General features: G+C 56.8%; 32 protein-coding genes. 12 read left to right on the top strand and 20 right to left on the bottom strand.

Translation table 11 applies throughout. The features are described 5' to 3' along the window. Window positions 1-7 precede the first annotated feature (7 nt). Complete coding sequence (locus MY069_RS04045; protein ID WP_482795792.1) at window positions 8-1,285, bottom strand: aminotransferase class III-fold pyridoxal phosphate-dependent enzyme; 1,278 nt, start codon at window positions 1,283-1,285, stop codon at window positions 8-10. A gap of 351 nt (window positions 1,286-1,636) precedes the next feature. Between MY069_RS04045 and MY069_RS04040 the strand changes: the two genes are divergently transcribed. After that, on the top strand, window positions 1,637-1,840 hold the full coding sequence (locus MY069_RS04040) for a hypothetical protein (RefSeq protein ID WP_482795791.1): 204 nt from the start codon (window positions 1,637-1,639) through the stop codon (window positions 1,838-1,840). A gap of 64 nt (window positions 1,841-1,904) precedes the next feature. Here MY069_RS04040 and MY069_RS04035 read toward each other — a convergent pair whose 3' ends face one another. Then, window positions 1,905-3,314: an MATE family efflux transporter gene (locus MY069_RS04035; protein ID WP_482795790.1), complete on the bottom strand. Its 1,410-nt coding sequence runs from the start codon at window positions 3,312-3,314 to the stop codon at window positions 1,905-1,907. Between the two features lie 94 nt (window positions 3,315-3,408). On the opposite strand from MY069_RS04035, the gene MY069_RS04030 reads away from it, so the two are divergent. After that, window positions 3,409-4,611, top strand: a complete 1,203-nt coding sequence (locus MY069_RS04030; protein ID WP_482796675.1) for a serine hydrolase domain-containing protein — start codon at window positions 3,409-3,411, stop codon at window positions 4,609-4,611. A gap of 50 nt (window positions 4,612-4,661) precedes the next feature. Here the strand turns inward: MY069_RS04030 and fghA are convergent, their stop codons facing one another. Both fghA and MY069_RS04020 read right to left on the bottom strand, forming a co-directional pair. Then, complete coding sequence (gene fghA, locus MY069_RS04025) at window positions 4,662-5,501, bottom strand: S-formylglutathione hydrolase (RefSeq protein ID WP_482795789.1); 840 nt, start codon at window positions 5,499-5,501, stop codon at window positions 4,662-4,664. Then, entirely contained in the window at window positions 5,502-6,608 is a 1,107-nt protein-coding gene (locus MY069_RS04020) for an S-(hydroxymethyl)glutathione dehydrogenase/class III alcohol dehydrogenase (RefSeq protein WP_482795788.1), read from the bottom strand. It abuts the gene before it with no gap. Between the two features lie 198 nt (window positions 6,609-6,806). Between MY069_RS04020 and MY069_RS04015 the strand changes: the two genes are divergently transcribed. Both MY069_RS04015 and MY069_RS04010 read left to right on the top strand, forming a co-directional pair. Next, window positions 6,807-7,817, top strand: a complete 1,011-nt coding sequence (locus tag MY069_RS04015) for an aldo/keto reductase (protein WP_482795787.1) — start codon at window positions 6,807-6,809, stop codon at window positions 7,815-7,817. Window positions 7,818-7,929: 112 nt separating this feature from the next. Further along, window positions 7,930-8,826 carry a dienelactone hydrolase family protein gene (locus tag MY069_RS04010; protein WP_482795786.1) on the top strand — a complete coding sequence of 299 codons (897 nt, stop codon included), beginning with the start codon at window positions 7,930-7,932 and terminating at the stop codon, window positions 8,824-8,826. A gap of 13 nt (window positions 8,827-8,839) precedes the next feature. Here MY069_RS04010 and MY069_RS04005 read toward each other — a convergent pair whose 3' ends face one another. From MY069_RS04005 to MY069_RS03950, 12 genes are all read right to left on the bottom strand, one after another. Further along, window positions 8,840-9,157: a helix-turn-helix domain-containing protein gene (locus MY069_RS04005; RefSeq protein ID WP_482795785.1), complete on the bottom strand. Its 318-nt coding sequence runs from the start codon at window positions 9,155-9,157 to the stop codon at window positions 8,840-8,842. Window positions 9,158-9,277: 120 nt separating this feature from the next. Continuing rightward, complete coding sequence (locus tag MY069_RS04000) at window positions 9,278-9,919, bottom strand: hypothetical protein (protein ID WP_482795784.1); 642 nt, start codon at window positions 9,917-9,919, stop codon at window positions 9,278-9,280. A 118-nt stretch (window positions 9,920-10,037) separates the two neighbouring features. Beyond that, the gene (locus MY069_RS03995; RefSeq protein WP_482795783.1) at window positions 10,038-11,123 is read right to left on the bottom strand and encodes a transporter family protein; all 1,086 of its coding nucleotides are present in this window, start codon (window positions 11,121-11,123) and stop codon (window positions 10,038-10,040) included. A gap of 55 nt (window positions 11,124-11,178) precedes the next feature. Continuing rightward, window positions 11,179-11,547, bottom strand: a complete 369-nt coding sequence (locus MY069_RS03990) for a hypothetical protein (protein WP_482795782.1) — start codon at window positions 11,545-11,547, stop codon at window positions 11,179-11,181. 24 nt (window positions 11,548-11,571) lie between these two features. After that, complete coding sequence (locus MY069_RS03985) at window positions 11,572-12,123, bottom strand: P-loop nucleotide/nucleoside kinase family protein (protein ID WP_482795781.1); 552 nt, start codon at window positions 12,121-12,123, stop codon at window positions 11,572-11,574. Continuing rightward, on the bottom strand, window positions 12,102-12,752 hold the full coding sequence (locus tag MY069_RS03980; RefSeq protein WP_482795780.1) for a putative ATP-dependent zinc protease: 651 nt from the start codon (window positions 12,750-12,752) through the stop codon (window positions 12,102-12,104). Before MY069_RS03980 ends, MY069_RS03985 begins: the two co-directional genes overlap by 22 nt. A 47-nt stretch (window positions 12,753-12,799) precedes the next feature. Next, window positions 12,800-14,422, bottom strand: coding sequence for a GMC family oxidoreductase (locus MY069_RS03975; protein WP_482795779.1), 1,623 nt, complete (start codon window positions 14,420-14,422; stop codon window positions 12,800-12,802). 10 nt (window positions 14,423-14,432) lie between these two features. Further along, window positions 14,433-15,722: a 3-hydroxyacyl-CoA dehydrogenase gene (locus tag MY069_RS03970; RefSeq protein WP_482795778.1), complete on the bottom strand. Its 1,290-nt coding sequence runs from the start codon at window positions 15,720-15,722 to the stop codon at window positions 14,433-14,435. Between the two features lie 113 nt (window positions 15,723-15,835). Further along, window positions 15,836-16,357, bottom strand: a complete 522-nt coding sequence (locus MY069_RS03965; protein WP_482795777.1) for an REP-associated tyrosine transposase — start codon at window positions 16,355-16,357, stop codon at window positions 15,836-15,838. 77 nt (window positions 16,358-16,434) lie between these two features. Then, complete coding sequence (locus tag MY069_RS03960) at window positions 16,435-16,899, bottom strand: thermonuclease family protein (RefSeq protein ID WP_482795776.1); 465 nt, start codon at window positions 16,897-16,899, stop codon at window positions 16,435-16,437. A 465-nt stretch (window positions 16,900-17,364) separates the two neighbouring features. After that, window positions 17,365-17,562, bottom strand: coding sequence for an RcnB family protein (locus tag MY069_RS03955; protein WP_482795775.1), 198 nt, complete (start codon window positions 17,560-17,562; stop codon window positions 17,365-17,367). 428 nt (window positions 17,563-17,990) lie between these two features. Then, window positions 17,991-18,503 (bottom strand): hypothetical protein, encoded by a 513-nt coding sequence (locus MY069_RS03950; protein WP_482795774.1) that lies wholly within the window; start codon window positions 18,501-18,503, stop codon window positions 17,991-17,993. Window positions 18,504-18,745: 242 nt separating this feature from the next. Between MY069_RS03950 and arfB the strand changes: the two genes are divergently transcribed. Further along, complete coding sequence (gene arfB, locus MY069_RS03945) at window positions 18,746-19,180, top strand: alternative ribosome rescue aminoacyl-tRNA hydrolase ArfB (RefSeq protein WP_482795773.1); 435 nt, start codon at window positions 18,746-18,748, stop codon at window positions 19,178-19,180. A 6-nt stretch (window positions 19,181-19,186) separates the two neighbouring features. Here arfB and MY069_RS03940 read toward each other — a convergent pair whose 3' ends face one another. After that, window positions 19,187-19,801, bottom strand: coding sequence for a type III secretion system chaperone family protein (locus tag MY069_RS03940; RefSeq protein ID WP_482795772.1), 615 nt, complete (start codon window positions 19,799-19,801; stop codon window positions 19,187-19,189). Between the two features lie 188 nt (window positions 19,802-19,989). Between MY069_RS03940 and MY069_RS03935 the strand changes: the two genes are divergently transcribed. The 3 genes from MY069_RS03935 (at window position 19,990) to MY069_RS03925 (ending at window position 22,527) form a co-directional block, all read left to right on the top strand. After that, window positions 19,990-20,532, top strand: a complete 543-nt coding sequence (locus MY069_RS03935) for a hypothetical protein (protein ID WP_482795771.1) — start codon at window positions 19,990-19,992, stop codon at window positions 20,530-20,532. A gap of 138 nt (window positions 20,533-20,670) precedes the next feature. Then, window positions 20,671-22,203, top strand: a complete 1,533-nt coding sequence (locus MY069_RS03930) for an acyl-CoA carboxylase subunit beta (protein WP_482795770.1) — start codon at window positions 20,671-20,673, stop codon at window positions 22,201-22,203. A gap of 12 nt (window positions 22,204-22,215) precedes the next feature. Next, window positions 22,216-22,527 carry a DUF1330 domain-containing protein gene (locus tag MY069_RS03925; protein ID WP_482795769.1) on the top strand — a complete coding sequence of 104 codons (312 nt, stop codon included), beginning with the start codon at window positions 22,216-22,218 and terminating at the stop codon, window positions 22,525-22,527. Between the two features lie 24 nt (window positions 22,528-22,551). Here the strand turns inward: MY069_RS03925 and MY069_RS03920 are convergent, their stop codons facing one another. Then, a complete protein-coding gene (locus tag MY069_RS03920; protein ID WP_482795768.1) occupies window positions 22,552-23,181 on the bottom strand; it encodes a DUF2971 domain-containing protein in 630 nt (209 codons plus the stop codon). A 63-nt stretch (window positions 23,182-23,244) separates the two neighbouring features. Between MY069_RS03920 and MY069_RS03915 the strand changes: the two genes are divergently transcribed. From MY069_RS03915 to MY069_RS03900, 4 genes are all read left to right on the top strand, one after another. Then, window positions 23,245-23,637 (top strand): globin domain-containing protein, encoded by a 393-nt coding sequence (locus MY069_RS03915; protein ID WP_482795767.1) that lies wholly within the window; start codon window positions 23,245-23,247, stop codon window positions 23,635-23,637. Between the two features lie 82 nt (window positions 23,638-23,719). Next, window positions 23,720-24,079 (top strand): DUF6249 domain-containing protein, encoded by a 360-nt coding sequence (locus MY069_RS03910; protein ID WP_482795766.1) that lies wholly within the window; start codon window positions 23,720-23,722, stop codon window positions 24,077-24,079. Between the two features lie 23 nt (window positions 24,080-24,102). Next, window positions 24,103-24,627, top strand: a complete 525-nt coding sequence (locus MY069_RS03905) for an RNA polymerase sigma factor (RefSeq protein ID WP_482795765.1) — start codon at window positions 24,103-24,105, stop codon at window positions 24,625-24,627. Window positions 24,628-24,639: 12 nt separating this feature from the next. After that, complete coding sequence (locus MY069_RS03900) at window positions 24,640-24,999, top strand: hypothetical protein (protein ID WP_482795764.1); 360 nt, start codon at window positions 24,640-24,642, stop codon at window positions 24,997-24,999. Here the strand turns inward: MY069_RS03900 and MY069_RS03895 are convergent. Together MY069_RS03895 and MY069_RS03890 are read right to left on the bottom strand one after the other, a co-directional pair. Next, window positions 24,996-25,889, bottom strand: coding sequence for a class I SAM-dependent methyltransferase (locus MY069_RS03895; RefSeq protein WP_482795763.1), 894 nt, complete (start codon window positions 25,887-25,889; stop codon window positions 24,996-24,998). The genes MY069_RS03900 and MY069_RS03895 overlap by 4 nt on opposite strands. After that, window positions 25,886-26,701, bottom strand: a complete 816-nt coding sequence (locus tag MY069_RS03890; protein WP_482795762.1) for a TrmH family RNA methyltransferase — start codon at window positions 26,699-26,701, stop codon at window positions 25,886-25,888. Before MY069_RS03890 ends, MY069_RS03895 begins: the two co-directional genes overlap by 4 nt. Window positions 26,702-26,721: the final 20 nt, after the last annotated feature.

The following is a 26,721-nucleotide window of genomic DNA, read 5'->3' as shown; positions in this document are numbered from 1 at the left end:
GGCCGCTTTACTCGGCTGCGACCGCTCCGAACATGGCGGCGACGACCGGATGCGGTTCGAGCGTATCGCGGGCGGTTTTGATCTCGGTAAAGGCCTCGCGGGCGGCGGCGATGGTCATCTCGATATCGGCGTGCGTCATGGCCTGGCAAAGGAACATATTGTGCCAGGGATGGACATAGACCCCGCGCCGCAACATCGCTTCAGACCAAGCAAAACCGGTGCGGAAATCTGGATCATCTTCAAATAAGAAGAGCGGCATTTGCACGGGGCCAGTCTGGCGGAAGCCGATGCCGACACGCTCGGCCGCATCCGCAAGGCCTGTGCGTAGGGTCTCACCGAGCGCAATCATATGTTCCAAATAGTCGGATTCTCTGAGGATTTTGAGCGTTTCGAGCGCTGCTACCATGGGCACGGCGGAAAACCAGAATGAGCCAGTTGCGTAGATCGCTCCAGCGCCGTCCCGCGCTGTGTCAGATCCGAGCAGAGCCGAGATTGGCAAGCCATTGGCGAAACTCTTGCCCCATGTGCTGAGATCGGGACGCACACCGATCAGCTCCCAGGAGCAGTCGCGCGTCAATCGAAAGCCGGCGCGAATATCGTCGACGATGAGGAGGGCGCCAGTCTGGTCGCAAATCTCGCGGGCGCGCTTGGCATAAGCAGGGTCCGGCAGGGCTTGGTCGATAAAAGCGTCATGCTTGAACGGCGCGGCAAAGATTCCGGCGAGATCATCGCCTGCCGTTTTGACGGCGTCTTCGAGGCTGGTGATATTATTGTATTCATAGGTCTGGATATGCGCCCGGTCCTCTTCGATCACGCCTGCAGGGATCGGGGTGCACCAGGGGGCGGCGCCATGATAGGCGCCAGCGGCGACCAGGATGATCCGTTTGCCTGTTTGGGCCCGAGCAATGGTTTTGGCCATCGTGGTGGCGTCCGTGCCATTCTTACAGAACATCGCCCAGTCGGCATGGCTGACCATGTCGGTCATGGCCTCGGCCAGCTCGACCATGGCAGGTGAGGGACCCGTCATCGCATCGCCTTTGGCGAGCTGCTCGATGGCGACCTTGGTTACGCGCGGGTCTGAATAGCCGAGCAGGTTTGGGCCATAGGCGCACATATAGTCGAGATATTTATTGCCATCGGCGTCCCAGAGATAAGCGCCCTCGGCTTTGCTAAAGAATTGCGGATAGCTTTCCGGGAGGAGGAGCGTGGATTCATGGCCATAAACGCCATTTGGCAGAACCTTTTGGGCTCGCCGCTTTAAGTCCTGATCGATCTCGCGCTTCATCTTATCCTCCCAATCTGACCGGTGAGGACGATTAATGCGCGCCACCGGCTGCTCTCTATATATATGGATTGGATCATTCTGACCCCGATGACCAGCCTAAGGTCAGGCAGAGGGCCGGTCTGGGACCAAGGTTCGCAGGCTCATTTAATTGAAAACACGGCAATTTCGAAAAATCGTACATTTTAAAGCCTTGAAAACAAACGAATTTCAAAAATAATTACCGAAAAACGATATGTACTTATTGAAAAACAATAAGAGCCTTCCCAATTACCTTCCATCGGCGGAAACTAACTAACAGCTTCAACCCCCGTCGATCAGGCTAATCCCCTGATTTTAAAAAGGAATGAAACGATGAACCCGCAAGTCCGCGAAATAGAGCCAGCCCAAATCGCGGTGCCTCGCAACACCCTTGAGACGGCCCAAATCAATGCGATCCAGATCGCAAAATCGGTCGTCGAAATCAAAGCCCCAGCTCCCGAAACCCAAGAGGAGACCGGCACAAGCATGTTGGACAAGCGGCGTCGGCGTCGCGCTCGAATGAGCAATCGCCACTAAGTTTCATATCATACCCATAGAAAAGGCCGTCTCGCTCCCCTCCCGAGGCGGCCTTTTTTCTGGTCTAACCTCTCGGCGAGTTAAATGGCGCTTCGGCGCGGCGGCGCATAAGGGGGAATTTCATCCCTTTGTCGGGATCGGATCGACCGTCCTCGTAGCGGTTGACCAATCGATAAGCGAGCCAGAAACCGAGGATCCCAAATAGAACCCCGCCCACGGCTTGGCCAATGATGACGCCCGGCGCGCCGCCTAATGACGCGCCGACCGCGATGAACGGCACAACGCCGATTGTATTCTTGCTCCAGTTCAAGAACGTCGAGTAAAGCGGGCGCCGCAAATTGTTGAACGCCGCGTTCGAGACAAACAGCGTGCCGTTGAACAAGAAAAGCGGCGCGACGACGAGGGCAAACCAGAAGACAATATTGGCGCCATCTTCGCTGAGCTGGAAACTGTCTGAGATAAAGCCATGCGCGAGCATTAAGATCGCCCACATGGTGGCGACGTAAATCGCGGTAAACTGGACCGCCTTGATCAGGGCGCCGCGCACCCGGCCAAACTGTTTGGCGCCAAAGTTCTGGCCAATGATGGGACCGACCGCACCAGACAGGGCAAAGATCACACAAAAGGCGAGGGGGGTGAGGCGCCCGGTGACCGCCATCGCTGCCACAGCGCTGTCACCAAAATCAGAGATCGCGCGGGTGACAAAGCCATTGCCAATCGGCGTCGCGACATTGGTCAGCATGGCTGGAGCCGCGATGGCGACAATCGGCTTTAGGTCCATGCGGAAGCGCGGTAAATCGATCTTCGCGAAGCCGCCATAATGTTTGAAAATCGGATAGAGCGCGGTGGCAAGCGTCGCAAATCTCGCGGCCACGGAGGCATAAGCCGCGCCATCCAGTCCAAGTCCAACCCAGAAGATCAGGATCGGATCGAGGATCGCATTCACTGCGCCGGCGACGAGCGTCACGGTCATTGCCCGTCTTGCATCGCCATGCGCGCGCAAGATACCGCTGGCCATCATTCCGACTGCGGCAATCGGCATCGCAGCCACGACGATCCGAAAATATCGAACCCCCATCTCTTGGGTGTAGCCTTGCGCGCCGATCAAGCCGAGCAGGCTGGGCGCATAGATCCAGCATAAGAGGGCGAGCACACTCGTCACGACGATGCCGAAGAGAATTACACTGGTCGCGATCTTTCGGGCTTCGACTGGATCGCCTTGACCGAGCCTTTGCGCCACCAAGGCGCTGGTCGCAATCGTCATCCCAATCGAGACCGAAAATGTGAAGAACAGAACGGTGCCAGCAAACCCCACAGCGGCGGCGAGTTCTGCCTCACCGAGCATGGAGATGAAAAGCAAGTCGGCAAAGTCGACGAGGAATATTGAGACCAGGCCGATGCTGGCTGATGAGGCCATAATCACGATATGGCGCAACAGGTTACCCTGCAGGAAAATTGCTTGTTTATTTGCCATTCGTGATCCCTAGCGCGGGCGATCTGCCCCAAAGTCAGCCTCGCGCCGCGCCCGAAACCCTGCTTCTATTCTTGCACATATAGGAGGAGCCCCCATCATGAGCCAGGTGCAAGGTCATTGTGATCCACAATTTGCGCGCGTCCGCGAAGAATTTGAGCGTAATTTTGCTGAACGTGGCGAAGTCGGCGCGTCGGTGTGTTTGAGCGTTGATGGCGAAACCAAGGTTGATCTGTGGGGCGGCATGGCCAACCCGGATACTGGCGAGGCATGGCAAGAAGATACGGTCTCGATTGTGTTTTCCTGTACCAAAGCGGCGACAGCTTTGTGCGCGCATATTTTGATTGATCGCGGTGAGCTCGATCCGGCGGCGCTGGTTTCGGACTATTGGCCGGGCTTTGCCAAGAAGGGCAAAGAGAACACCACCGTTCAGATGATGCTCAACCATGAAAGCGCAGTGCCAGCCAATCGCGAGCCGATCCGCGAGGGCGGGTTTCTGGATTGGGATTACATGATCTCACGCATGGAAGATGAGGAAGCCTGGTGGGAGCCGGGGACCCGCAATGGCTATCATATGGTCAATTTCGGTTGGACCGTGGGTGAGCTGGTGCGCCGCGTCTCGGGCAAATCGCTCGGCCAGTTCTTTGCCGATGAAGTCGCCAGCAAAACCGGCGCAGATTTTTGGATCGGGATCCCGGATGATTTTGCCAAGCCAATCGCCCCGATCCGGCTTTATGAGCCTAAAGAAGGCGACGAGCCGACCGCCTTTACGGTGAAGCTCTTTACCGAACCGCAATCGATCCAATCGCTCTCCTTCCTCAATAATGGCGGCTGGAACATGAATGATCCGGAAGCCCATAAGGCTGAGATTGGCGGCGCGGGCGGAATCGCAAATGCCCGCGGTCAGGTCGCGTGGTATACGCCGCTCGCAACCAATGATGGCAGTTTAGTCTCAGCCGACCGCTTGGCGGCGATGACCCGCGTCACCACCGCTTCAGGGATTGATGCCACGCTGCTTCTACCATCGCGCTTTGCCTCTGGGTTTATGAAATCCATGGACAATCGCGCCTATCCGCAAGGCGACCAGAAGAGTGCGATTATGGGCGAAAGTGCGTTCGGGCATGTCGGCGCTGGCGGCTCGATTGGGTTTGCTGATCCAGAGTGCGGGCTCGCCTTTAGCTATACGATGAACCAGATGGGGCCAGGCCTGCTGCTCAATCCGCGCGGTCAAAGCGTGGTCGATGCGGCCTATCAGTCGCTCGGTTATCGCACCAATGCCCCGGGCGCTTGGGTCAAATAGAGCGGGGCTATTCTCGGTCGATGAGATCGCCAGGTTTGCAATCGAGCACCTTATCGTCTCAGTCGCTTGGCGTGCCATTCGATATGATCGCGCATGAAGCTCGCAACGAAATAGTAGGAATGGTCATACCCGGCTTGCATCCGGTGCGTGACTGTCTGACCGTGATTGCGGGCTTCTTGGAGGAAGAGGGTGGGGTCGAGTTGTTCGCCTAAAAACTGATCCGCCGCGCCTTGATCGATCAAGATATCCGCCTGGGAGGGCCTCTCCTTGACAAGCTCAGTCGAGTCATAGGCTTCCCAAGCGACTGAAAGCGGACCGAGATAAGCGGTCAATGCTTTTTCTCCCCAAGGCACCCGCGCGGGCGAGACGATCGGCGAAAAGGCCGAGCAGGTCTTGAACGTGTCGGGGTTTTTCAGGTGCAGCGTGATCGCGCCATGCCCGCCCATGGAATGGCCGGTAATCCCTTGCGCGCGCATATCGGCTGGGAAGTGCTCAGCGATGATGCCGGGCAATTCGTCGGTCAGATATTGATCCATTTTATAGTGCGCCGCCCACGGATCTTCAGTCGCGGTCAAGTAAAAGCCTGCGCCCTGGCCAAGATGATAAGCCTCATCATCAGCGACGTCGTCACCGCGCGGACTGGTATCCGGCGCGACAATCATCAAACCATGCTCGGCGGCATATTGTTGAATGCCGGATTTCTCCATCACATTCGCCCAAGTGCAGGTCAGGCCCGATAGATACCAGAGCACCGGAACCGGCCCATTAGCGGCTTGTGGCGGCGTGAAGACGGCAAAGCGCATAGTGCAATTGGTGATTGCGCTTTGATGATCGTGGACGCTGAGCGTGCCGCCGAATGAGGTCCAAGAAGAGACCAGTTCGAGCGTCATCTAATAGACCACGACCGAGCGGATGCTCTCGCCGGCATGCATCAGATCAAACGCATCATTGATCTTATCGAGCGGCATGACGTGGGTGATCATCGGATCGATCTGGATTTTGCCCTGCATGTACCAGTCGACGATTTTTGGCACATCGGTGCGTCCTTTCGCGCCGCCAAAAGCCGTCCCGCGCCAATTGCGCCCAGTGACGAGTTGGAAGGGGCGCGTCGAAATTTCTTTGCCCGCTTCGGCCACGCCAATGATGACGCTCGTGCCCCAGCCGCGATGGCAGCATTCCAAGGCCTGTCGCATCACGTCCGTATTGCCGGTGCAGTCGAATGAATAATCCGCGCCGCCGTCGGTCAGCTCGACCAAATGCGCGACGACATCTGCCGTCTCTTTCGGGTTGACGAAATGCGTCATCCCGAACTTTTCGCCCCATTCTTTTTTCGCAGGGTTGATATCGACGCCGACAATCTTGTCCGCGCCCACCATTTTTGCGCCTTGGATGACATTCAGGCCAATCCCGCCAAGGCCAAACACGACGACATTATCGCCCGCTTGCACTTTCGCCGTATTGGTCACCGCGCCGACGCCTGTGGTCACGCCGCAGCCGACATAGCAGGTTTTATCAAAGGGCGCGTCCTCACGGATTTTCGCCACCGCGATTTCCGGCAGCACCGTGAAGTTCGAGAAGGTTGAGCAGCCCATATAATGATAGATGGTCTGACCTTTATAAGAGAAGCGCGACGTCCCGTCCGGCATCACGCCTTTGCCTTGCGTGGCGCGGATCGCGGTGCAGAGATTGGTCTTACCAGACAGGCAACTTTTGCACTGGCGACATTCCGGCGTGTAGAGCGGGATGACATGATCGCCAGGCTTCACACTGGTCACACCGGCGCCAACTTCGCGGACAATGCCTGCACCTTCATGACCAAGGATGCTAGGGAACAGACCCTCACTGTCGAGGCCATCCAGCGTGTAAGCGTCGGTATGACAGATCCCGGTCGCCATGATTTCGACCAGGACCTCGCCGTCTTTGGGGCCTTCCAAATCCAGCTCGACAATTTCCAATGGCTGTTTCGCTTCAAAGGCGACGGCGGCGCGTGTTTTCATGAAAAGTCTCCCAAAGCTTTTCTGGTGAGCGTGTCTCCGCTCGATCGGTATGCTTTCGGGTAGCAACTTGAACAGGTGCGCACAAGAGAAGCGGCTCGGCAGGGTTGTAAACGTATCGAAACCGCGCGCGAAATGTCGATTAACGAACCCCAATCCACATGCTAGGCCGAGGCCGTACACTCACTTGGAGCCCTTTATATGCAGAACCGAAATGTCGGACCCTTTAGCGTCAATCCCGTTGGTCTTGGCTGTATGAACATGATGCACGCCTACAATGCGCCGATCGAGGAGGATGCGTCTGACAGATTGCTCAATCGCGCGCTGGATCTTGGGTATAATTTCCTCGATACGGCGACGATTTACGGCATGGGCGAAAGCGAGCGGCGGATTGGAAAATTCCTCAAACACCGCCGCGATGCGTTTGTTCTTGCCAGCAAATGTGTGCTCGGATTTGAAGATGGGCGCCGGGTCTTGGACGCGCGGCCCGAAAAGATCAAAGCGGCGTGTGATGCCAGCCTGAAACGTCTGCAAACTGATGTGATTGACTTGTATTACATGCACCGCCCGGATCGGAATGTGCCGCTAGAAGACTCGATTGGTGCTATGGCCGAACTGGTCGAGGCGGGAAAGATCAAGACGATTGGTCTCTCTGAAATGTCAGCTGATATGCTGCGTAAAGCAGCAGCCATTCATCCCATCGCGGCGATGCAGTCGGAATACTCCTTGATTGCGCGTAATCCTGAGATCGCCGTGCATCAGACCTGTATCGATCTCGGTACGACCCTGGTCGCCTTTTCACCTGTCGGGCGGGGCATGTTCTCGCAGATCCCGCAGGATCCAGACAATTACTGGGAAGGCGATATGCGCCGCGCTTTCTTCCCACGCCTGGCCGAGCCGCATTTCTCTGAAAATATGAAACTGATGCCGCTGGCGCGCGATATGGCTGAACGGCTTGGCTGTAGTTTACCGCAACTCGCCATTGCTTGGGGGCTCGCAAAAGGGCCGTCCGTTGTGTCCATTCCGGGCACTAAAAGCCTGGCGCATTTGGAAGATAATTTCGGGGCGAATGACGTTGTCTTGTCCGAGGAAGATGTCGCGGCCTTGGATGCTCACTTTGCCCCAGAAGCAATCGCGGGACCGCGCTATAGCAAAATGGGCCAAGACACCGTCACCACCGAGCTCTTCCCAGGCGAAATGGTGGCGGCTTAGAGCTGGTTCAGGGCGTTAGCCGCGTTGTCCCAACTTGCGTTTAACTTGAAGCGGTGGGCATCTGTGTCATGTGTTGGGGCTAGGAACGAGATTCAGAGCGAAGGATAAAACGATGTGCGATGACACGACCGAACGCGAACTTGAGGCTTATCTGAAACGCCGGGCGATGACGCGGCGCGGGTTTACGGTTGGCGCGTCAGCGACACTTGCTGCCAGTGGTCTCGCGCTCTCGGCTTGTGCGACACCGCCGCCTGCGCCTGGGACGATTACCGAATCTGAAGTCCGTGTGCCGACGCCAGATGGCGAAGTCGACGCGTTGTTCATTCACCCCGTCGAAGGTGCACATGCGGCCGTCATCATGTGGCCGGATATTCACGGCGTTCGACCAGCCTTCTTTGATATGGCACGCAGCCTCGCTGGCGCGGGCTACAGTGTGCTGGCGGCCAATCCCTATTACCGCACGCATTCAGGCCGCTTGTTTGGCGATGGCGAAACCATTCGGAGTGAAGGGGGGTGGGCGAAAGTGCAGCCGCATTATGAGTCGCTGACGCCGGCCAAGGTGATTACCGATTCCGCTGCGATCGTAGCTTGGCTAGATGCACAAGCGGCGGTGGATACAGGTCGCGGCATAGGCGCTATCGGCTTCTGTATGACCGGCTCTTGGACTCTGCGCGCGGCCGCCGCGGTTCCGAGTCGCGTGAAAGCGCCGGCCTCCTTCCATGGCGGCGGCTTGGTTACGGAAGAGCCGGACAGTCCGCACAAATTGGTGGAACAGATGCAAGGCGGCGCCTTGATCGCAATCGCTGAGAATGATCACGAGCGTGAGCCAGAGGCCCAAGGCGAGCTGATCTCAGCTTTTGCTGCGGCTGGTATTCCTGCTGAAATCGAAGTCTATGCAGACGCCATGCATGGCTGGGTGCCGACAGATTCTCGGGCGCATGATCCTGAGCTCTCAGCGCGGGCATGGGGACGGATGCTCGCTCTATTCGAACGAGAGCTCGGCGCGTAGTATCGAAACTGAATTAGGTTCCGGTCTTTTTCTTTGAAAGAGACCGCAAGGCTTTGATGGCTTTGGGCTGGTTTTCGCTTGGAATGCTGGCCCACAGGTCGAGCAACTCAGCGGTTAAATCGCCTGGGTGATGGTCGAGTAAAAAGCCTGGCGATGTTTGCAGGGGGCGCGCGAGCCGGTCGAGCCAGCTGGCTGAGAGGCCGCGCTGACCGTTTTCAAGCAATGAGATGACCGCCGCCGTCGTGCCAATGCTCTCGGCGAGGCTTTCTTGGGTAAAACCCCGGAACTCTCGCCAAGCTCGAAGGTGATTGGTCGGGTTCTTTTTGCTCATCTCAGTCTCTCGGGAGGGTCACGCGACTCTATCGATTCAGATTTGTCTTGTTGCATATTGCAAAGGGGCTGTATTTGCAATGTTATTCAATCACATTTTTTGGAACTGGACTCCGCTCCGCTATTGTTCTTCGTGAATCGGCATCTTCACGATTTTCTTTTGGTCGGGCTTTGGATTCAGCACATCTTCGATGGCCTTGCCGAGCTCTTCATAACTATTGATGGCGACATCGATGGGTTGCACGAAGGTCTGACCATACTCGATTTCGCCGGTATTTTTGTTGATGCGGCGGCGCTGCCCAATCACAGTTTGTCCGGGCCCTGCGCGGAATTCAACATGAATTTCGAGCCAGACCTCGCCATCCGCATCGTCGATTTTATGCGTTTTAGCTTTGGGTTGGAAATAGGCGACGTTTGAGTGTTTAGCGTCCAATTCGCTATATAAGGCAAACCCGATTTCGGCGGTGGCGTAGAAGATTTGCTTTGGCCATTGAGAAGATTCACTCGGATCTTTGGGATTGAACACAACGATGTCATCCTCAAGACCCGTGCTCTCATAGAGGTTCAGGCCGACGGTGAAGGCGTGCCAGAAAACCGATCGTGCATTGCTTACTTCTAGGCTTGGGCGGTCTGGGCTGTAATAGACGATCTTGTCGTCTTCTAGGTGCATGCGTGGCACAGATTTAACAAAGTGACCGACCTCGAAATCGAGCCCTTTCGTACCAATCACCACTTGCGGAACTTCATCTATGTGTACGCGCATTTCGTCCCCAGTTCGATTACGATTGCAGCCGAACGTCTCTGAGTTAACGTAGCACGCCATTCCGTCGGGTCAATTGGTCAGACCAAAGAGGCCGAAACTCCTTTGATCTGACCGAGGCTTAAAATGCTTTTTGCCATCCCAGAGTGAAGATCAAGTCGGTCTCGAGCTGCGGTCCGTTCAGATCGCGATGGACAGGCAGTCCGATTTCCGCGGCCAGACGATGTCCCTTTTGCCATCCGGACTGGCCGGCAAGATTAATCCCAACCAGCGCTTCGAGCGTTTCGCCGCCATGATTATCGGGGTCAGCGGTTTGCACCGGTGCGCGGACCAGCGCGTCCGTACCGGCAATCTGACCGACACTGGCAGCTTTCAACCGGCCTGAAAATGAGATCCAGGGGGCAGGTTCATAAGCGATCCAACCGGTCGCTTCGATCCGATCGCCGAGCGTGTAGCCTTCATCATTCTCATCCAAGCGAATGATAGCAGAGGCCTGTCCGCCATAATTCCATTTCCCGGTGCGCGAGAACGCGGTCAGCGACGGTTTGAGATCAAAGCTGCCGGACCCAAGTTGCATCGGATAAGGCAGACGCGGGCTTGGTGTGGTGCCCATTGGCGTCAGGATTTGATCAGTTTCTTCAATCGATCCTGTCGGCAGCGAGAGCGCGAGGCCGAGATTGATCTGGCGGTGCTCATAAGACCCGTCATCGAGCCCAATAATCGCGCCAATCGTTGTGTCGCCAAACCCTTCGGTCTCGGTTGTGAACTGGCTGAGCCGGGTCGCGCCCATTGGCCCTTGGAAGGTGATATGGTCCATCTCGCTGGACAGATACATGCCCATGGCCATCAGCGTGACACGATCGGTGAGACCGTACATGCCGCCGACCATGTGCATCTGCATCGGCATATTGGTTGGAACGACGCGCAGGGTTGGCGGCATCATCGGCGGATTGGCAAACGGGTTCGCGACGCCAGTGACAATCTCTTCCGGCGACAGGCTATCGGTGCCGTCGCGATTTCCGGACATATCCATATACATGTAGCGATAGGACGTCATCCATTCGCCTTTCTTGTGGCGGTGGTCGGCCATCACGCCAATCGGCGCGTGGTCTGACGCATAGGTGACATTGCCGCCATCGCCTTCATGGGCAGACGCGGGCAGGGCGGCGCACAGCAGGGCTGCGCTCGCAAAGAGTTTGAGTTTCATTGGTTTTACTCACAAAGCTAGTGGGCGCAGGTTGCGCCAAGGATTGGGAAATTATCTAAGCTTTGAGGGAAAGAGGTGGGCCATGTGGCGGGGCGCCAGGCCAAAGCGGGGAGCGCGGCGAGACCGGCACAGGCATCTGACTAGGCAGCGGCTCAGCGAAGACTTGCCGGAACTCTACTCGGGCGACCGCAGGCGGGGCGAGGGCCGCGGGAGCAGCGCAATCACCACAAGACGTGCCTTGGGTTTCTTCAGCGGGCGCGCCGGGGATCTCCATCTCGAGCGTCCGGTTCGAACCGGTGGAGCACATGAGTAGACTGACCGTTTCGCCAGGCGTGATACGGACATGCGCTTGGGCGCCATTGGCAAAATAACCAAGGCTCGCTGCAATCAGCAGCAGCAATCGGAGATAGGTCCAAAAACGCATTGGTGCTGATCTAAGCGGTCCGTATCAGCGCGTCCCTGTGGCCGTTTGTCCAGGCGGTGCCAGGCAGTACTGAGCCGCTGTTTCGATCAAGGCGTCAGCAGGTTTAGTCGCGGAATCGAGCACCAATCGATCCTCCGCCCAGGGCGTAAATTCAGCTTTTCGCTGGATCACGCGCTCCCAGCTAATTTCGGGCATGCCTTCAATATTCCGAACGCGGGCTTCGATCCGTTGCTTATGGATCGCTTCATCCGAACAAATCACTTCGACGACTTTCAGACACACGGCGTGCTGCTGCGAGAGATCCCGCCACATCGCTCGTGCTTCGTCGACCGGGTTCACCGCGTCGACAATCACTGACAGGCCTTGCGCTAGGTTCTCGCGCGCGAGGGTTTCAGCCACCCGATAGGCGGCAATTCCAGTCTTGGCCGGGTCGAGCCCGGAGCGCCACATCGCCGCTTCAATTGGATCAACGGAGAGAATCGCCGCCGGGAGGGCTTTGGCGAGCCCTTCGGCAATCGTGCTTTTGCCCGAACCGGGCAGGCCCGAGGTGACGATCAATCTTTGGCGGGTGGACATGCTTTCTTAGACGCAAATATCTGACGCGAGTCCACGGTGATCGCGGCATCGCCTAGCATATTGCGCCCGATCAGAAGCGGATAATTGAAGCCAGATCGATCCGCCAAATTGACTTCACCGTTCACCCGTCGCCCGGCAATACAAAGCTCCATCATCACGACAGGCCGGACGAAAGATCCCCCGCCGCGCCGGCGGATCGACACCCAGCGCGAGACAGGCGCGGTATAGATCCGTTCTTTGCCGCCGCGGCTGGTCAGCCGGAAAGTGATCGTCTCCGGCATCATGTCTTGCATTTCAGCGGCGGAGATCGGTGCGATTTCTGCCGCAGGCGGATCATCCGGCGCTTCGCCATTCACCATTTTGGTGCCCATCATTTCCATCGCGGCGTCTTCTGACTCGTTGAGAAACTCTGCCAAAGCTTCCGGTGACATCGAGTCGACATCTGGGACATTGGTCAAGATTTCTGCGTGGATGGAGGTCGTCTTGGCGCCGCTATCGAGCTTTGCGGTCATGAGTAAGCGGTCCGGCATAATCCGGGCATGCTCGATCCAGCCGCGCGTATGCAGCTCAGTTGCCTGCGCGGCCGCGCACAGATTGAACCCCAAAAGAAGAAGTGTCTTCCGCCACATTATGAGCGTCTCCTAGAATCGATTCCACATCGCACACATAGCGGGAATTATGGTGACTTTGAGGAAAGTAAATGGGCGCCCTTCGCGGCGATCATAATTGTTGGTGTATTGGTGTTGCCTGATGTGATTGTCGGCATCACCGAAGCGTCCATGATCCGCAGACAATCAATCCCGCGCACTTGCAGATTCGCGTTCACAACCGCCATTGGATCTCTGTCTGTACCCATCTTGGCTGTGCCAACCGGATGGAAGATGGTGGTGCCGATATCGCCAGCGGCGCGCGCGAGATCTGTATCGGGATAATCCGGGCCGGGGAGATGCTCGCTTGGCTGAAACGCTTGCAAAGCGGGCTGGGCCATCAATTTGCGCGTGACCCGAATCGCGTCGGCAGCGATTTGGCGATCCTCTTCGGTATCGAGATAATTGGGATCGATGATGGGCGGCGCGTCGAGCCCAGGGCCGCTGATCCGAATGCTGCCTCGGGACGTTGGCCGCAAATTGCAGGCAGCGACGGTAATCGCGGGGAAGCGGTGCAAAGGATCGCCAAACTTATCCAGCGATAGCGGCTGGACATGGAATTGAATATTGGCGCGGGTCTGCTCTGGTGAGGAACGGGTGAAGATGCCCAATTGCGACGGCGCCATGGTCAGCGGGCCCCGGCGCCGGAACAGATAGTCGAGCCCCATCTTGGCTTTACCGAATAGGGAATAATAGGTTTGGTTCAGCGTCACCGTATTAGCGACTTTATAGATCGCGCGCTGTTGCAGATGGTCTTGCAGATTGGCGCCGACACCCGGCAGATCGTGTTGCGGCGTGATGCCCGCGTCACGCAATACCACCGCTGGGCCAATCCCGGAGCGTTGTAGGATTTGCACGCTGCCAATCGAACCGGCGCACAGGATGACCTCTGCTTTGGCGCGAGCGATCTGGCGCTGGCCGTTCTGGACAAATTCCAAACCTGTCGCGCGACCGCCCTCGAGCACGACTTTGTCGATCAGGGCGCCGGTCTCGACCCGCAGATTAGGACGGTTCGCGGCGGGTTTTAGAAAGCCCCGCGCTGCGGACCAGCGCCGCCCCTTCTTTTGGTTCACATGGAAGTAGCCTGCGCCTTCATTGTCGCCGGTATTGAAGTCTGGCGTTTTCGGGATGCCCATTTCTGCGGCCGCATCGCCGACGGCGTCTAAGATGTCCCAGCTTATGCGCGGCGGTTCGACCCGCCAGTCGCCGCCAGCGCCGTGCATATCGCTGGCGCCGAGGAAGTGATCGTCGAGGTCGCGAAAGACCGGCAAGACCTGGTCCCAGCTCCATCCGGGCAGGCCCAGGTCGCGCCAATGATCATAATCCGCCGCCTGGCCCCGCATGGTGATCATCGCATTGATCGCAGAGGACCCGCCTAGGACTTTGCCGCGCGGATAGTTGAGCTTTCGACCATTCAGACCTGGCTGCGCCGTGGTCTCGAACATCCAATCGGAGCGCGGATTGCCAATCGCGAACAAATAGCCGACCGGAATGTGGAACCAAATCCAATTGTCTTTGCCGCCCGCTTCGAGCAGCAAGACTTTGATTTTGGGATCCGCTGAAAGCCGATTGGCGACCACGCAACCCGCCGACCCAGCCCCAGCGATGATATAATCATATTCGCCAGGAAACGGGGTTGCGGGACTTGTCATCAGCTAGTCATCAGCCAGGCTGTACGTCGATGAACCGGCCACCTTCAGCGGCGAGCTTTTTCAGCGTGTCACACGGCGCGAACCGGTCATCATCAGCGCCAAGTTTTTCCATCGTCGCCAGAACAGCTTCTGCGCCAACCATGTCGCCATATAGCATTGGGCCGCCTTTATCGGCCGGCCAGCCATAGCCGTTGAGCCAGACAATATCGATATCCGAGGCGCGCTGTGCCTTTTTCTCTTCGAGGATTTTCAAGCCTTCATTGATCATTGGATGGATGCAGGTCGCGATAATCTCGTCTTGGCCAGGCGCGCCGCCGGGGGCAACGCCGGTGACGTCAGCAATGATTTTCGCCGTCACATCAGACGGAATAGGACGGCGGTTCTCATCATAATCATAATAACCCGCGCCAGTTTTCTGACCGCGCCGGTCGAGCTCGCATAGCGCGTCGCGGATCGGGTTGGCTGTCGTCGCGCCTTTCTTCCAGCCAATGTCGAGGCCCGCCAGGTCTGACATTTGATATGGCCCCATCCGGAAGCCAAACGTGTTAAGCGCGGCATCGACATCCCAAGGCATGGCGCCTTGATAGACGAGCTTCTGAGCCTGCGCTTGACGCGCGAACAGGATGCGGTTGCCAACAAAGCCTGGGCAAACGCCGACAAGCGTCGCGACTTTGTTGATTGTCTTGGCGAGATCCATACTGGTCGCAATCACATCATCTGCGGTGTGATCGGCGCGCACGATTTCGAGCAGTTTCATAACATTGGCCGGCGAGAAGAAGTGCAGCCCGATGACATCTTCCGGGCGCTTGGTGACACTGGCAATCTCATCAATATTCAGCGCTGACGTATTGGTCGCGAGGATGGCGCCCGGCTTGGCGATGCGGTCGAGATCAGTGAAGATCTGCTTTTTGAGATCCATGTCCTCGAACACAGCCTCGATGATCAGATCGCAATCAGCGAAGTCTTCCATGCTGAGCGTGCCATTGAGACGGCCCATACGCTCCTCAACTTCTTCAACTGGGAAACGGCCTTTGTCGGCGCTGCGCTGATAATGCCCGCGCACGACACCGAGCCCGCGATCAAGCGCTTCTTGCTGGCGTTCCAGAATGGTCACCGAAATACCCGCGGTGGCGAAATTCATAGAAATGCCGCCGCCCATTGTGCCAGCACCGATGACGCCGACTTTTTCAATCTTACGACGCGGCGTGTTTTCAGGCACATCCGGCACCACCCATGCGTCGCGACCGGCCTGAGCGATATAATCTGAAACGTTCTGTGGGGTCATTGAAATAGCGGGCATAGGGTCGGCCTTCTTGGTTGGGAAATGTGTCTATGCGCCGACTTACAACAAGATGCGCCCGAATTGGAAGCGCTGAGCAAACCTGCCGTCGCGGCGTGCGGCATTGGGTCGAGCTAGGGCTCGCCTGCGGACCCGAGCGGCTTATTCGTCCATAAGAGGAAGCCATCATCTCGGAATTTGTGCCAAGTCGAATAGCGCCATTTGTCAGGATGGCTGACCAGCCCGTGTTTAACTGGATTGCCGTGCATGTAACCGATATGGCGTTCCAAATCGACCAGGTCGCGGATCTTATAATCCCAATAGCGGCGGTGCCAGAGCGGCTTCATCGGTGCCTTTTGGCGGGCCTTGTCAGCATCACTCAAAGAATCTGCGACCCGCCGCGTGAATCCGGACTGCAAATAGGAAATGCGCCGATCATAATCGAGATCATCCTCCGGCAAGGTCCAGATCATATGCATGTGATTGGGAAGGATGACCGTTGCGATCGTCTCAAACGGGTACAGCCCTTCCACATCGCGCGCGCTCTCGCCCAGAAACTGGGCGTGCCGAGTCAAAAGGGAACTGTCCTCATCCGCAAGGTTGAGGGTAAAAAACCAGGTCCGGTCTGGCCTAAATTGAGCTTCGTGGGCGTGCATAAAGACATACAAGCAAAGCTTGGGCCGATCCGGCAAGTTGCCGTAATGTCATTTCGGTCTCGTGTTTGGCGCGCAACTCAATCGCACCAAGTGGGTTTGACGGTTTCGCTGAGCCAGGGTTTGGACAGCCCGTCTTTCGCGAGCAGCCAGCCAATATGGGTGCCATCGAGATAGACGTGGGCGCGAGTGCGACCGAACCGGTCAGTGCCTTCGGGCTTGAAGGTGAGGGTTTGGGCGTCTGTGAACAGCTCTTTGGCGCGGGCTTCAACGTGTTGGCCGAGCGCATCTTCGGCGGCACACCCGGCGCTATTACCTGTCTCGGGACTGTCCCAACCGATCAAGCGCAGGCGGATGCGTTCGGTGCCGCGATCGGTAAGGCGTTGCAGCTCAAACGTGTCGCCATCAACCGCCAGGACATCGCGGACCGGCGCGCTGACGCATCTCGCATCAGGCTGTTCGCACAGGTTTTCCGGTTCGGGCGGGAGACCTGTCTGCGAGCAGGCGGCGAGGGTGAGCAAAGAGACGGAAATTAAGGCGCGCATGACCTCACTGTCTGATCGGGGACAAAAATGGTCAAGCGCTCATCGGGCTGTATAGACGGTCGCTGATTATTGATGGCCCAAAAAAGGAAAACCCCAGCCGGGTCTCGGCTGGGGTCCGTGAGCCGGTTGGCTCTTGAATCCTTGGCTGCGTTCAACATAGGCAGCCTTAAGACTGTGCTACGGCGTTTTTAGAGGCTGCTCCAAAAAAACCTTCACACAAACGGATCCAATCACCGTTCCTGGTTTCTCACTTGACATTGGATCACCTCCTTTCAGCTGTTGAACGACTATGTCCGGTGCTCATTCGCGTTCTCCGGACAATTCCAATTAAGCATGAGTCATGCCTAATGAAAGGTGAATGTCGGCGTCCCGACATAAAAATTTGATTTTTGCGTCAAGAAAACACCCGCGGACCTGGATCAGCGGGTGTTTTCGATTTGAGTGCGCCTTGGCGCTGGATTGGACCTAATTGGCCAGGGCGCCGATCACGAGACCGATAATGGCTCCGGTCGCAACTGAGGCGAGCACCGCATCGCCGCTATCATAGTCATGGACCCAGTGATAGCCGTGTGGCGGGTCATAAAGACCCCAATAATCATAGTCTCCAATGATGATCGTATTCGTGTGGTAACCGTAATGGCCGCCAATATAGTAGCTCGGCACATAGTGGCGATCATACACATACCGGAAGGTTGGCCGCGAGTAATAATAGAAGGGACGGTGTCCTCCCCAATAATGGGCGCGCGGCGAGTAATGCCGGAAATTGTGCCGACGATACTTGTTCCGATAGTGGTAGCCATTGTGATGCTGGCGATAATACCGATTGAAGTTGCGGTGATTACGATAATACCGATCGTAATTGTGGTGCCGGTTGTGGCGATAATCACGATGGCGGTAATGCCGGTCCCGATGACGGTAATCGCCTCGCGCATTGCGATAGCCTCGATTATATCCGCGATCATATGAGTTCCGGCGGATTTGCCGGTTCTCACGACGGTTCTCGATGCGACGTTCTTGACGTCTATCAGCCCGACGTTCTGCTCGGCGATCCTCTGCGCGGCGTTCCTGGCGGCGTTCAGCTCGGCGGTCTTCTACGCGTCGTTCTTGTCGCCGTTCAGCGCGACGTTCCTGGCGCTGCTCAAATCGGCGATCATCACGTCGCTCGGCCCGGCGATCCTCGACGCGACGTTCTTGGCGGCGTTCAGCGCGACGGTCCTGGCGTTGTTCGAACTGGCGATCCTCTCGCCGTTCTGCCCGACGCTCTTGCCTTTGCTCAGCGCGGCGTTCTTGTCGACGTTCGGCTCGACGCTCTTGTCGCTGTTCAAACCGGCGATCATCGCGACGTTCAGCCCGTCTTTCTTGCCGTTGCTCAGCGCGGCGTTCTTGCCGCCGTTCTGCTCGGCGCTCCTGGCGCTGTTCAACGCGGCGGTCGCCGCGCCGTTCAGCTCGTCTTTCTTGGCGGCGTTCACCACCCCGGAGTTCGCCTCGGTCCTGCGCCGCCGGACGGACGCGGAGATCTCGTTGAGGCGCGACCCCTCTTGGATCACGGCGGGCGTCGCGACGTTCTGATCGTTCCGGACGAATGCGCTCACCGCGCTCGTCATGCGTATGCTCAGAGAAAGGCGAGTTCCGATCGGTCCGATCGGCAAAGGCGACAGGAGCCAATAATCCGGCGCACAATGCAATCGCTGCGGCGCTTGAACTTAGTTTTGAGAGGATGGACATAGCAGCGTCCTCCTTTCTGAGTTAGGGCGCCCCCAAAAGGGCCCGCAATTTCGGCTGTTCGTGACAAGCCTTGATTGCCAAACTAGATAGGCCGCCTGAATTGACCCTGAACGGAGCTTTCATGTCCTCGCGCGATCACGTCTTTGTGACCGAAACGATCCAGATCCCCGAATGGGAGCTGCAGGAGCGGTTTATCCGGGCCTCAGGGCCTGGCGGGCAAAATGTGAACAAGGTCTCGACCGCGGTGCAGCTGCGCTGGAACGTGGTTGCGAGCTCCATTCCGGCAGCTGTGAAAGCGCGATTCCGCAAACGCTTTGGCGCCCGCTTGACCCAAGATGGCGAGCTGATTTTAGAGGCGAAAGACCATCGCTCCCAAGGCCTGAATCGCGAGGCCGCCCGCAAACGGCTCGCCGATATGGTCAAATCCGTCGCAGAAGCCCCGCGAAAACGAATTAAAACCAAACCGACCCGAGCCTCCGTCCGGCGGCGCTTAGATGGCAAGAAACAACGCTCAACGTTGAAGTCGTTACGCGGGAAAGTAACCGGCGAGGATTGACGAAGCCTATTGCAGTCGCGCCACAGGCTCTACGGTTTCAACCGCGCTGGTGTCGATTGATTCGTCTTCGAGGGCGGTTGGTTCTGGCAGGGCTTCTAAGTCAGATGCTTCGGGCTCCTGTTCGGCGCTGGCGAAAGCGCGTGAGACGCCGCGCCGGGCTTCTGAAATCCAGATCTGTTCTCCGATGGCCAATGTATTCAGTAGGTTTGACTTGATATTGGCCATAGTCGTGCCGTGATCGAGGATCATATAGCGGCTGATCTGATATCCCGTACGGTCTTTAATGATCGCGCTTATCGCGGCGTATTCGTAATTGATTTCGTTGGCGCGCTCAAAAGATATGGCGCCATCAAATGTCATCCAGATGTGTAAGCCCTGACAAGTGCGTTCGGCATTACAGGCCGTTCCTTGCATGAAAAAGCGAACGCCGTTCATGCCCATCGCCATGACCGCGACATTCTCTGGAATCAGTTCTTCCACCTCATGCCCTTGCGTTTCGACGATATACTCCAAATCATCGATCGAGACCGACGTCATCAGCCAGCCATCACGATCAGGCTGTTCCACTTCGTCTTGGGCTTGAGCCGTACAGGCGAGGGCAAGTGATGCGAGTCCTGTCATCCAGTATTTCATCTTAATAGCACCTCACGCTGAGACGGTATCATTTCACGATTTCCCATTCTCGTCACCTTGTCCTAACAAAATGGCAATCTTCAGGCATGCCGTTTTTCCATGAATGCGAGCCGAACACCGCGCTCAGGCCGGGTTGATGTGGGCTGTGTATTCCTGCAGCCATGATGAAACGCATCATGAAACCTCGAGCAGCCGCGCTAGCCCTTGCGGCGCCTCTGCTCTTCGCTGCTCCTGCTTTGGCACACCACGGCAAAGCAGACACGAAAGTGACAGGAGGGATAACCTTCCATACAGGCAATGGCAGTGTCCATTTGGGTGTTGGCCAGAACGGTTACAGTTCCATCGGCTACTCCACCGGACGGCATTATGGCCATAAGGATTACGGGTATCGAGGCGACTACCGGTACAATGACCGCCAAGCCTACCGTCAGGCCAAACGTCGAGCCATTCGTGCGTGTCGCCGGGCGATCAGAGATGAAGCGCATTATCGCGGATTCCATGATGTCGACTTTGAAAAGGGTCGTTATGCCGAACAAATTGGACCGCGCGGCTACCGCGTCACGTTCAATGAGGTCGAGTTTGAAACGCGGCGCCGGGATATTGAGCGCCCCGTGACCTGCATCGTCCGACGCGGCGATCAAGTTCGCGATATTTGGGGCATTCCAGAGCCCCGCCGTCGCGGCTACGGCAAACGCCATGATTACGGCTATTATAAATAGGCGATCTCACTTTCAGAATGAAAGCACGGACGGGCTTCCCCTTGGGGAGGCCCGTTTTACTTGCAGGCTGACTTGCTCTTCGCCACTCGCGCATTAAAACCCCGAGCAAAGACAATGGAATGTGCGAGGTCGGAGCAAATGCAGGATGTCATCGAAGCCCGAGAGGCACGTCGCGAAAGAGCCCGCCTGGGCGGCGGCGAAGCGCGGATTGCTCGCCAGCACGAAAAGGGCAAACTCACCGCCCGCGAACGCGTCGCTCTCTTACTCGATGAAGGCAGCTTCGAAGAAACCGATATGTTCGTCGAACATCGCAGCCATGATTTCGGCATGGAAAAACAGCGCATTCCAGGCGATGGCGTGGTCACCGGCCATGGCACGATTAATGGCCGTCTGGTCTATGTTTTCTCGAAAGATTTTACCGTGTTCGGCGGATCGCTGTCGCTCGCGCAGTCAGAAAAGATCGTCAAAGTTCAAAAGGCCGCTGTCAAAGTTGGCGCCCCTGTGATTGGCATTTTCGATGCGGGGGGCGCGCGGATCCAAGAAGGCGTCGACAGCCTCGCAGGCTATGCAGATATCTTCATGGAGAACGTGCTTGCCTCAGGCGTGGTACCGCAAATCTCGGTCATCATGGGGCCTTGTGCAGGCGGCGATGTTTACAGCCCGGCGCTGACCGACTTCATCTTCATGGTCAAAGATACGTCTTATATGTACGTCACCGGCCCAGACGTGGTCAAAACCGTGACCAATGAAGAAGTCACGCATGAAACGCTTGGCGGAGCCTCTGTGCATGCAGCTAAATCTGGGGTCGTTGATGGTGCGTTCGAAAACGATATCGAAGCGCTGACGCAAATGCGTCGCTTGATTGATTTCCTGCCTGGCTCGAACCGTGAAGAGCCGCCCATGCGGCCGACTTATGACACGATCGAACGCCAGGATGACAGCCTCGACAGCCTAATCCCCGACAATCCAAACCAGCCTTATGATATGAAAGAGCTGATCGAGAAGACCGTCGACGAAGGCGATTTCTTTGAAATTAGCCCGGCCTTCGGCGCCAATATCATTTGCGGTTTTGGCCGGATCGAAGGCTCGACAGTCGGATTCGTCGCGAACCAGCCAATGACGCTGGCGGGCGTGCTCGATATTGACGCGTCCCGCAAAGGCGCGCGTTTTGTTCGCTTCTGCGACTGTTTCAACATTCCGATCGTCACTTTTGTGGACGTGCCGGGCTTCATGCCGGGGACCAAGCAAGAATATGGCGGCCTGATCAAACACGGCGCGAAATTGCTGTTCGCCTATGCTGAAGCCACGGTGCCGAAAGTCACCGTCATCACGCGTAAGGCCTATGGCGGCGCCTATGATGTGATGAGTTCCAAACACCTGCGCGGCGACGTGAACTATGCTTGGCCGACCGCGGAGATCGCGGTGATGGGCGCCAAGGGTGCGGTTGAGATCATCTTCCGCAAAGACATTGGCGACGATGCCAAAATTGCTGAACATACGAAAAGCTATGAAGACAATTTCGCGAACCCCTATGTGGCGGCGAAAAAGGGCTATATCGATGATATTATTATGCCGCACTCCACCCGCCGCCGGGTTGCCAAGGCGCTACGCACCTTGCGCGGGAAAGAACTGAGCAATCCGTGGAAGAAGCACGATAATATTCCGCTTTAGGGAGGATGACTGTTGTCGGACACACCCGTTTATCTGGTTGCGAATATTTTCGAGATCTCGGACCGCGAAACCTATGGCATCTATGAGCGTGGGTTTATGCCTTTGCTGAAGAAGCATGGCGGTGAACTTGTGTCCGTCGATGAAAACAGTGAGTCGCTTGAGGGTGAAAACTCACTCGGTGGGCGAATGGTCATTCTCAGATTTGCAGATGAAGCCTCAGCCAAAGCCTGGCACACAGATCCCGATTATCAGGCTCTGGCTGAGCACAGGCGCGCGGCTTCGAACATGAATTTTCTTCAGTTGGTCCGCGGCTTTGAAGAGTGAGGCTGATTAGGCTCGAACCCAATCTTACCCCATCCCGCGAAATACAGATTTCCAGTCTCGGTTCTCGACCAGTGTCGAGCGATAGACATTGATTGAATGACCGGGCAGGGCGGCAAGGCTGGCTTTGACGCTGTCAGCGATTGAGACTGGCATCCAGGGGCTGAGGGTGATCCGCGTGACCAGAGACAGATCGAGCCTTTGCTCACAGCGATCAATATGCGGATCATCTTCGGTCATCAGGAAACGATACTCGCGCTCATCCGCGAACTGAACGCGTTTCAGAAACGGAATGCGGTCGGCGCTAGGGTGCATGGATTTGAGCTCAGAGATGGTGTGATAAGTGACATCGCCGTGCAGCAAGTCTTGGTTATCATCTTCGAATTGCTCAATCAGGCCGTCACGATCAAACCAGACACAGACACCCTCCATGCCAGGGGAAAAGACTTTCCAGTGATGATAGGTCTCATCCGCGCCGGTCAGGCACAGCGCCAGGACGGAGCCGCAGTCCTCCAATTGTCGAAACCGTTCCAGAGAGAAGGCATCATTACGGTCATCCCAGAAGGCTGGGTTCATGAAACTGATGGCGCGGCGCTGGATCATATCGATCAGAACCGCCAGCGAGGTATAGCGTCGAAGCGTGTTTTGGGTGTCCATGTTTGGCCCTGCGACGGTGAGTGGTCTTGATGGCCTGCCACGGTTTCGTTCATACGAAAAGACATGACCCATCTCGACGCCTTTACCGCCAGTCTCGAAACCGTTGCAGAGCGCTGTGAGGATGTTGTGCCGCCAGTCTATGCGGCTTTGTTTGAGCGGTTCCCGCAATTCGAGGAGTTGTTTGTGCTCGATATCGACCATGGCGCGCGCGGGCATATGTTGAATGAGGCGCTGATCATGGCCGAGGGATTGTTGAGCGATGATCCGGTGGCGATCAGTTTTGTTTCTGCTGAGCGCATGAACCATGAAGGCTATGGCATTGATGATGAAGTGTTTGAGGGCTTCTTCGCGGTGATGGCGGATGTGTTCCAATCGATTGCTGGAGAGGGCTGGTCAGACCCCATGGGCGCGGCTTGGGCTGAGGTGCGAAACAAAGCCGCTGCAGCAAAATTATAATTTCTTGCATCCAATTACGCGTTTGATTGCATCTTAGTTGGTGAGCCCGCAAAGAAGGGCGCAACGATAAGGAAGCAAGACCATGGACGAGATTTTAGTCCCGATTTTTTTATTCTTCGCGATTATCGCGATCGTTTGGTTGTACAGCCACTATAATTTCAAGAAACGCAGCACCGCGCATGAGACCTTGAGGCTCGCGGTGGAAAAAGGGCAGCAAGTCTCGCCAGAATTGGTCGAGCGGATGTCAGCGATGAATGATCCGGTCAAATCAGATCTGCGCCGAGGCGTGTTGTTGATCGCCTTTGGGGTTGCGTTCATCGTTGTGGGTACGATCATGCCGCATGATGAACCAGATGCGATGCGCGGTATCGCAGCGATTTCCTCCTTCCCGATCATCCTTGGGGTCGCTTATCTGGGGCTCTGGCGGTTTAGCCACGATTAAGCGCGCAGAGGCTTGGGGCAGAGGTGAAAACCGATATCGATCTCGCGCGCGAAGCCGCCTCCGGACAAGAGGCGGCTTTCGAAGCCCTCGTCCGGCGCTATCAAGGCGCGGTCCGAGGCGTTTGCCGGCGTCTCACCACGCATGCCGCGGACGCAGATGATGTGGCCCAAGCAGCGTTTCTGATGGCTTGGCGAAAAATTGGCAGCTATCGCGGCGGATCGTTTAAATCCTGGATTTGCACGATCGCCTACCGAGAGTTTTTGCAGGCCCGGCGGCGCAAGAAAATTGAAATCGAGTTTGATGAGAACGCCCATATTCTGGCGTTTGATTCATCGGCGGCGCGTTTGCCGGAACAGATGGATTTAGATCGGGCACTGAAGACGCTGCCAGAAAATCAGCGCATTTGCGTGGTCTTATGTGTGGCGACCGGGATGAGCCATGCGGAAGCGGCGTCTGCCACGGGGTTTCCGCTTGGCACAGTGAAGTCGCATGTTAATCGCGGGGTGGCGGCGCTTCGCAAACAGCTTGCCGCCGAGCACGTCGCGTGATGGAGTAGAAGAATGCAGACCGAAGAACGATATGATGATCTGACCGCACGGTTTGAAGCTCAGGATGAGGCGCTTCAGAATGAAGTCTTTGTTCAGAGCGTTATGAAGCCGATCCGTCGCCGCTCACGCTGGCGCGCGCCACTCCTGTTTGGTGCGGGTGGGATTGGGCTTGGGGCGGCTTTGTCCCAGATTGGCGGGGTCTGGGACGCATTTAAAGCGCGGACGCCGACGGAGTTTGAAGCGGAGCTTAGTCTGTCTCTGGATACGCTGCCGACGGCCGAATTCGCATTGGATACTCAAACCCTGTGGATGGGCGCAATTGCCTTCATGATTTTAAGCTGCACGGTTTTGGTGCTCAGCGAACGTACTTAGGACGCGCGCCACCGCGCACAAATCGCGGTTGGCAGCAGCCGATCATCCTGGACGTGCGGGATCGCCATTTCGCCCATTTCCATGACGCCGCCAAGATCCTGCAAATGCCCAGCAAGCGCTTGCGCCAATGCAATATGCGAGAGCCGAACCGCATAGGCGGTGAGAATCACAAAGAGCGGCTGATCTGAGAGCAGGGCGCGGACATTTTCCAGCAGAGCCGGCAAGTCATCTTCAAAGCGCCAAGTCTCGTTTTTGGTCCCGCGGCCAAATTTTGGCGGATCCAGAACAATCGCGTCATAGGTGTTGCCGCGGCGGATTTCGCGGGCGGTGAACTTGATCGCATCATCAGCAATCCAGCGGATGGGCGCGTCAGCGAGACCGCTCATCTCCGCATGCTCTTTGCCATAGCCGTTCGATTTCGGGCTGGCATCAAGATGCGTCACTTCGGCCCCGGCTTGAGCCGCAGCGAGGCTCATCATCCCGGTATAGCCGAACAGATTGAGCAAGCGGATTTTGCGCCCCGATGCCCGGATCTGATCTTGCGCAAAGCCCCAATGCACGCTGTGTTCTTGGAACAGGCCGAGATGGCGGAACGGGGTGCGCCGCGCATTGATCTTTAGCCCGCGCCATTCCATCGGCCAGGCGTCGGGCGCAGCGCGATTGATGAGTTGCCAATTGCCGCGATCATCATCGCCAGCCTTGGCATCAAAACGCGCATCGGCGGTCCATGATTCGACGGGCTTAGCGGGTGACCAAAAGGCTTGCGGATCTGGGCGGATGACGGTCTGAGTGCCGAACCGTTCCAGCTTATGCCCATCGCCGCTATCGAGCAGGGCATATTGGTCTGGGTTCCACTGATCGGCGAGGAAGAGTGTCGCTTCGGTCTTCATTCGGAAAACCCTCTTTGGCGCCAGCCTTCATACAGCATGATCGCTGTGGCTTGCGCGAGATTAAGGCTATCAGCGCCGCCGCGCATCGGAATCAAACACAGTGTATCACACGCGCTTTCTATCTGTGGCGGCAGACCTGCTTGTTCATTGCCCATCAGGATGAGGCTGGGTTGAACAAAATCGACCCCGACATGGCTGGTATCGCCGTTGACGCTTGCGGCAACCATATTCAGGCCTGCTGATTGTCTCCAAGTGTTGAACGCGGCAAAATCGGCCCGAGCGAGGGAGACGTCAAAAAGTGAACCCATCGACGCGCGGACCGCTTCGACGCTGTAGGGGTCGCAGCAATTCTCAATCAGAATCACACCAGCCGCACCCGCGCAGTCTGCGGTGCGCAGAATTGTGCCCAGATTGCCCGGATCGCGGCATTCATATAGCCCGATCCAAAGTCCGGGATCGTCGCTTGGAAGATCTTCGAGCTGCAAATCGCGCTGTTTGATTGCGGCGATCACGGCTTGCGGATTGTCCTTTCGTGCGATGGATCCGGCTAGCCGGTCGGGCACTTGAATCAGGCGGGCGCCTTTGTCTTGCGCCCGTTTCGCGAGCGCTTGGACATAGTCGCGCTCAGCCCCTGAATTGGAAACAATCAGAGTGTCCACTTGCCAGCCTTGCGCAAGCGCTTGCTCGATAAGGCGTGCCCCTTCGGCCAAAAAGAGGCCGGTCTCATTGCGGCCTTTTTTGCGCTCCAGGCTTCTCAAGAGTTTAATGCTCGGATTGCTCGCGGACGTGATATGATCGAAGCTCGGTTTCATGAACGCCCTGTAACACGCAC

The sequence above is a fragment of the Hyphomonas sp. ske169 genome (genome assembly GCF_056850855.1).
Note: the sequence above shows the minus strand (reverse complement) of the source record. Positions and strands in the feature narration are given on the sequence as shown.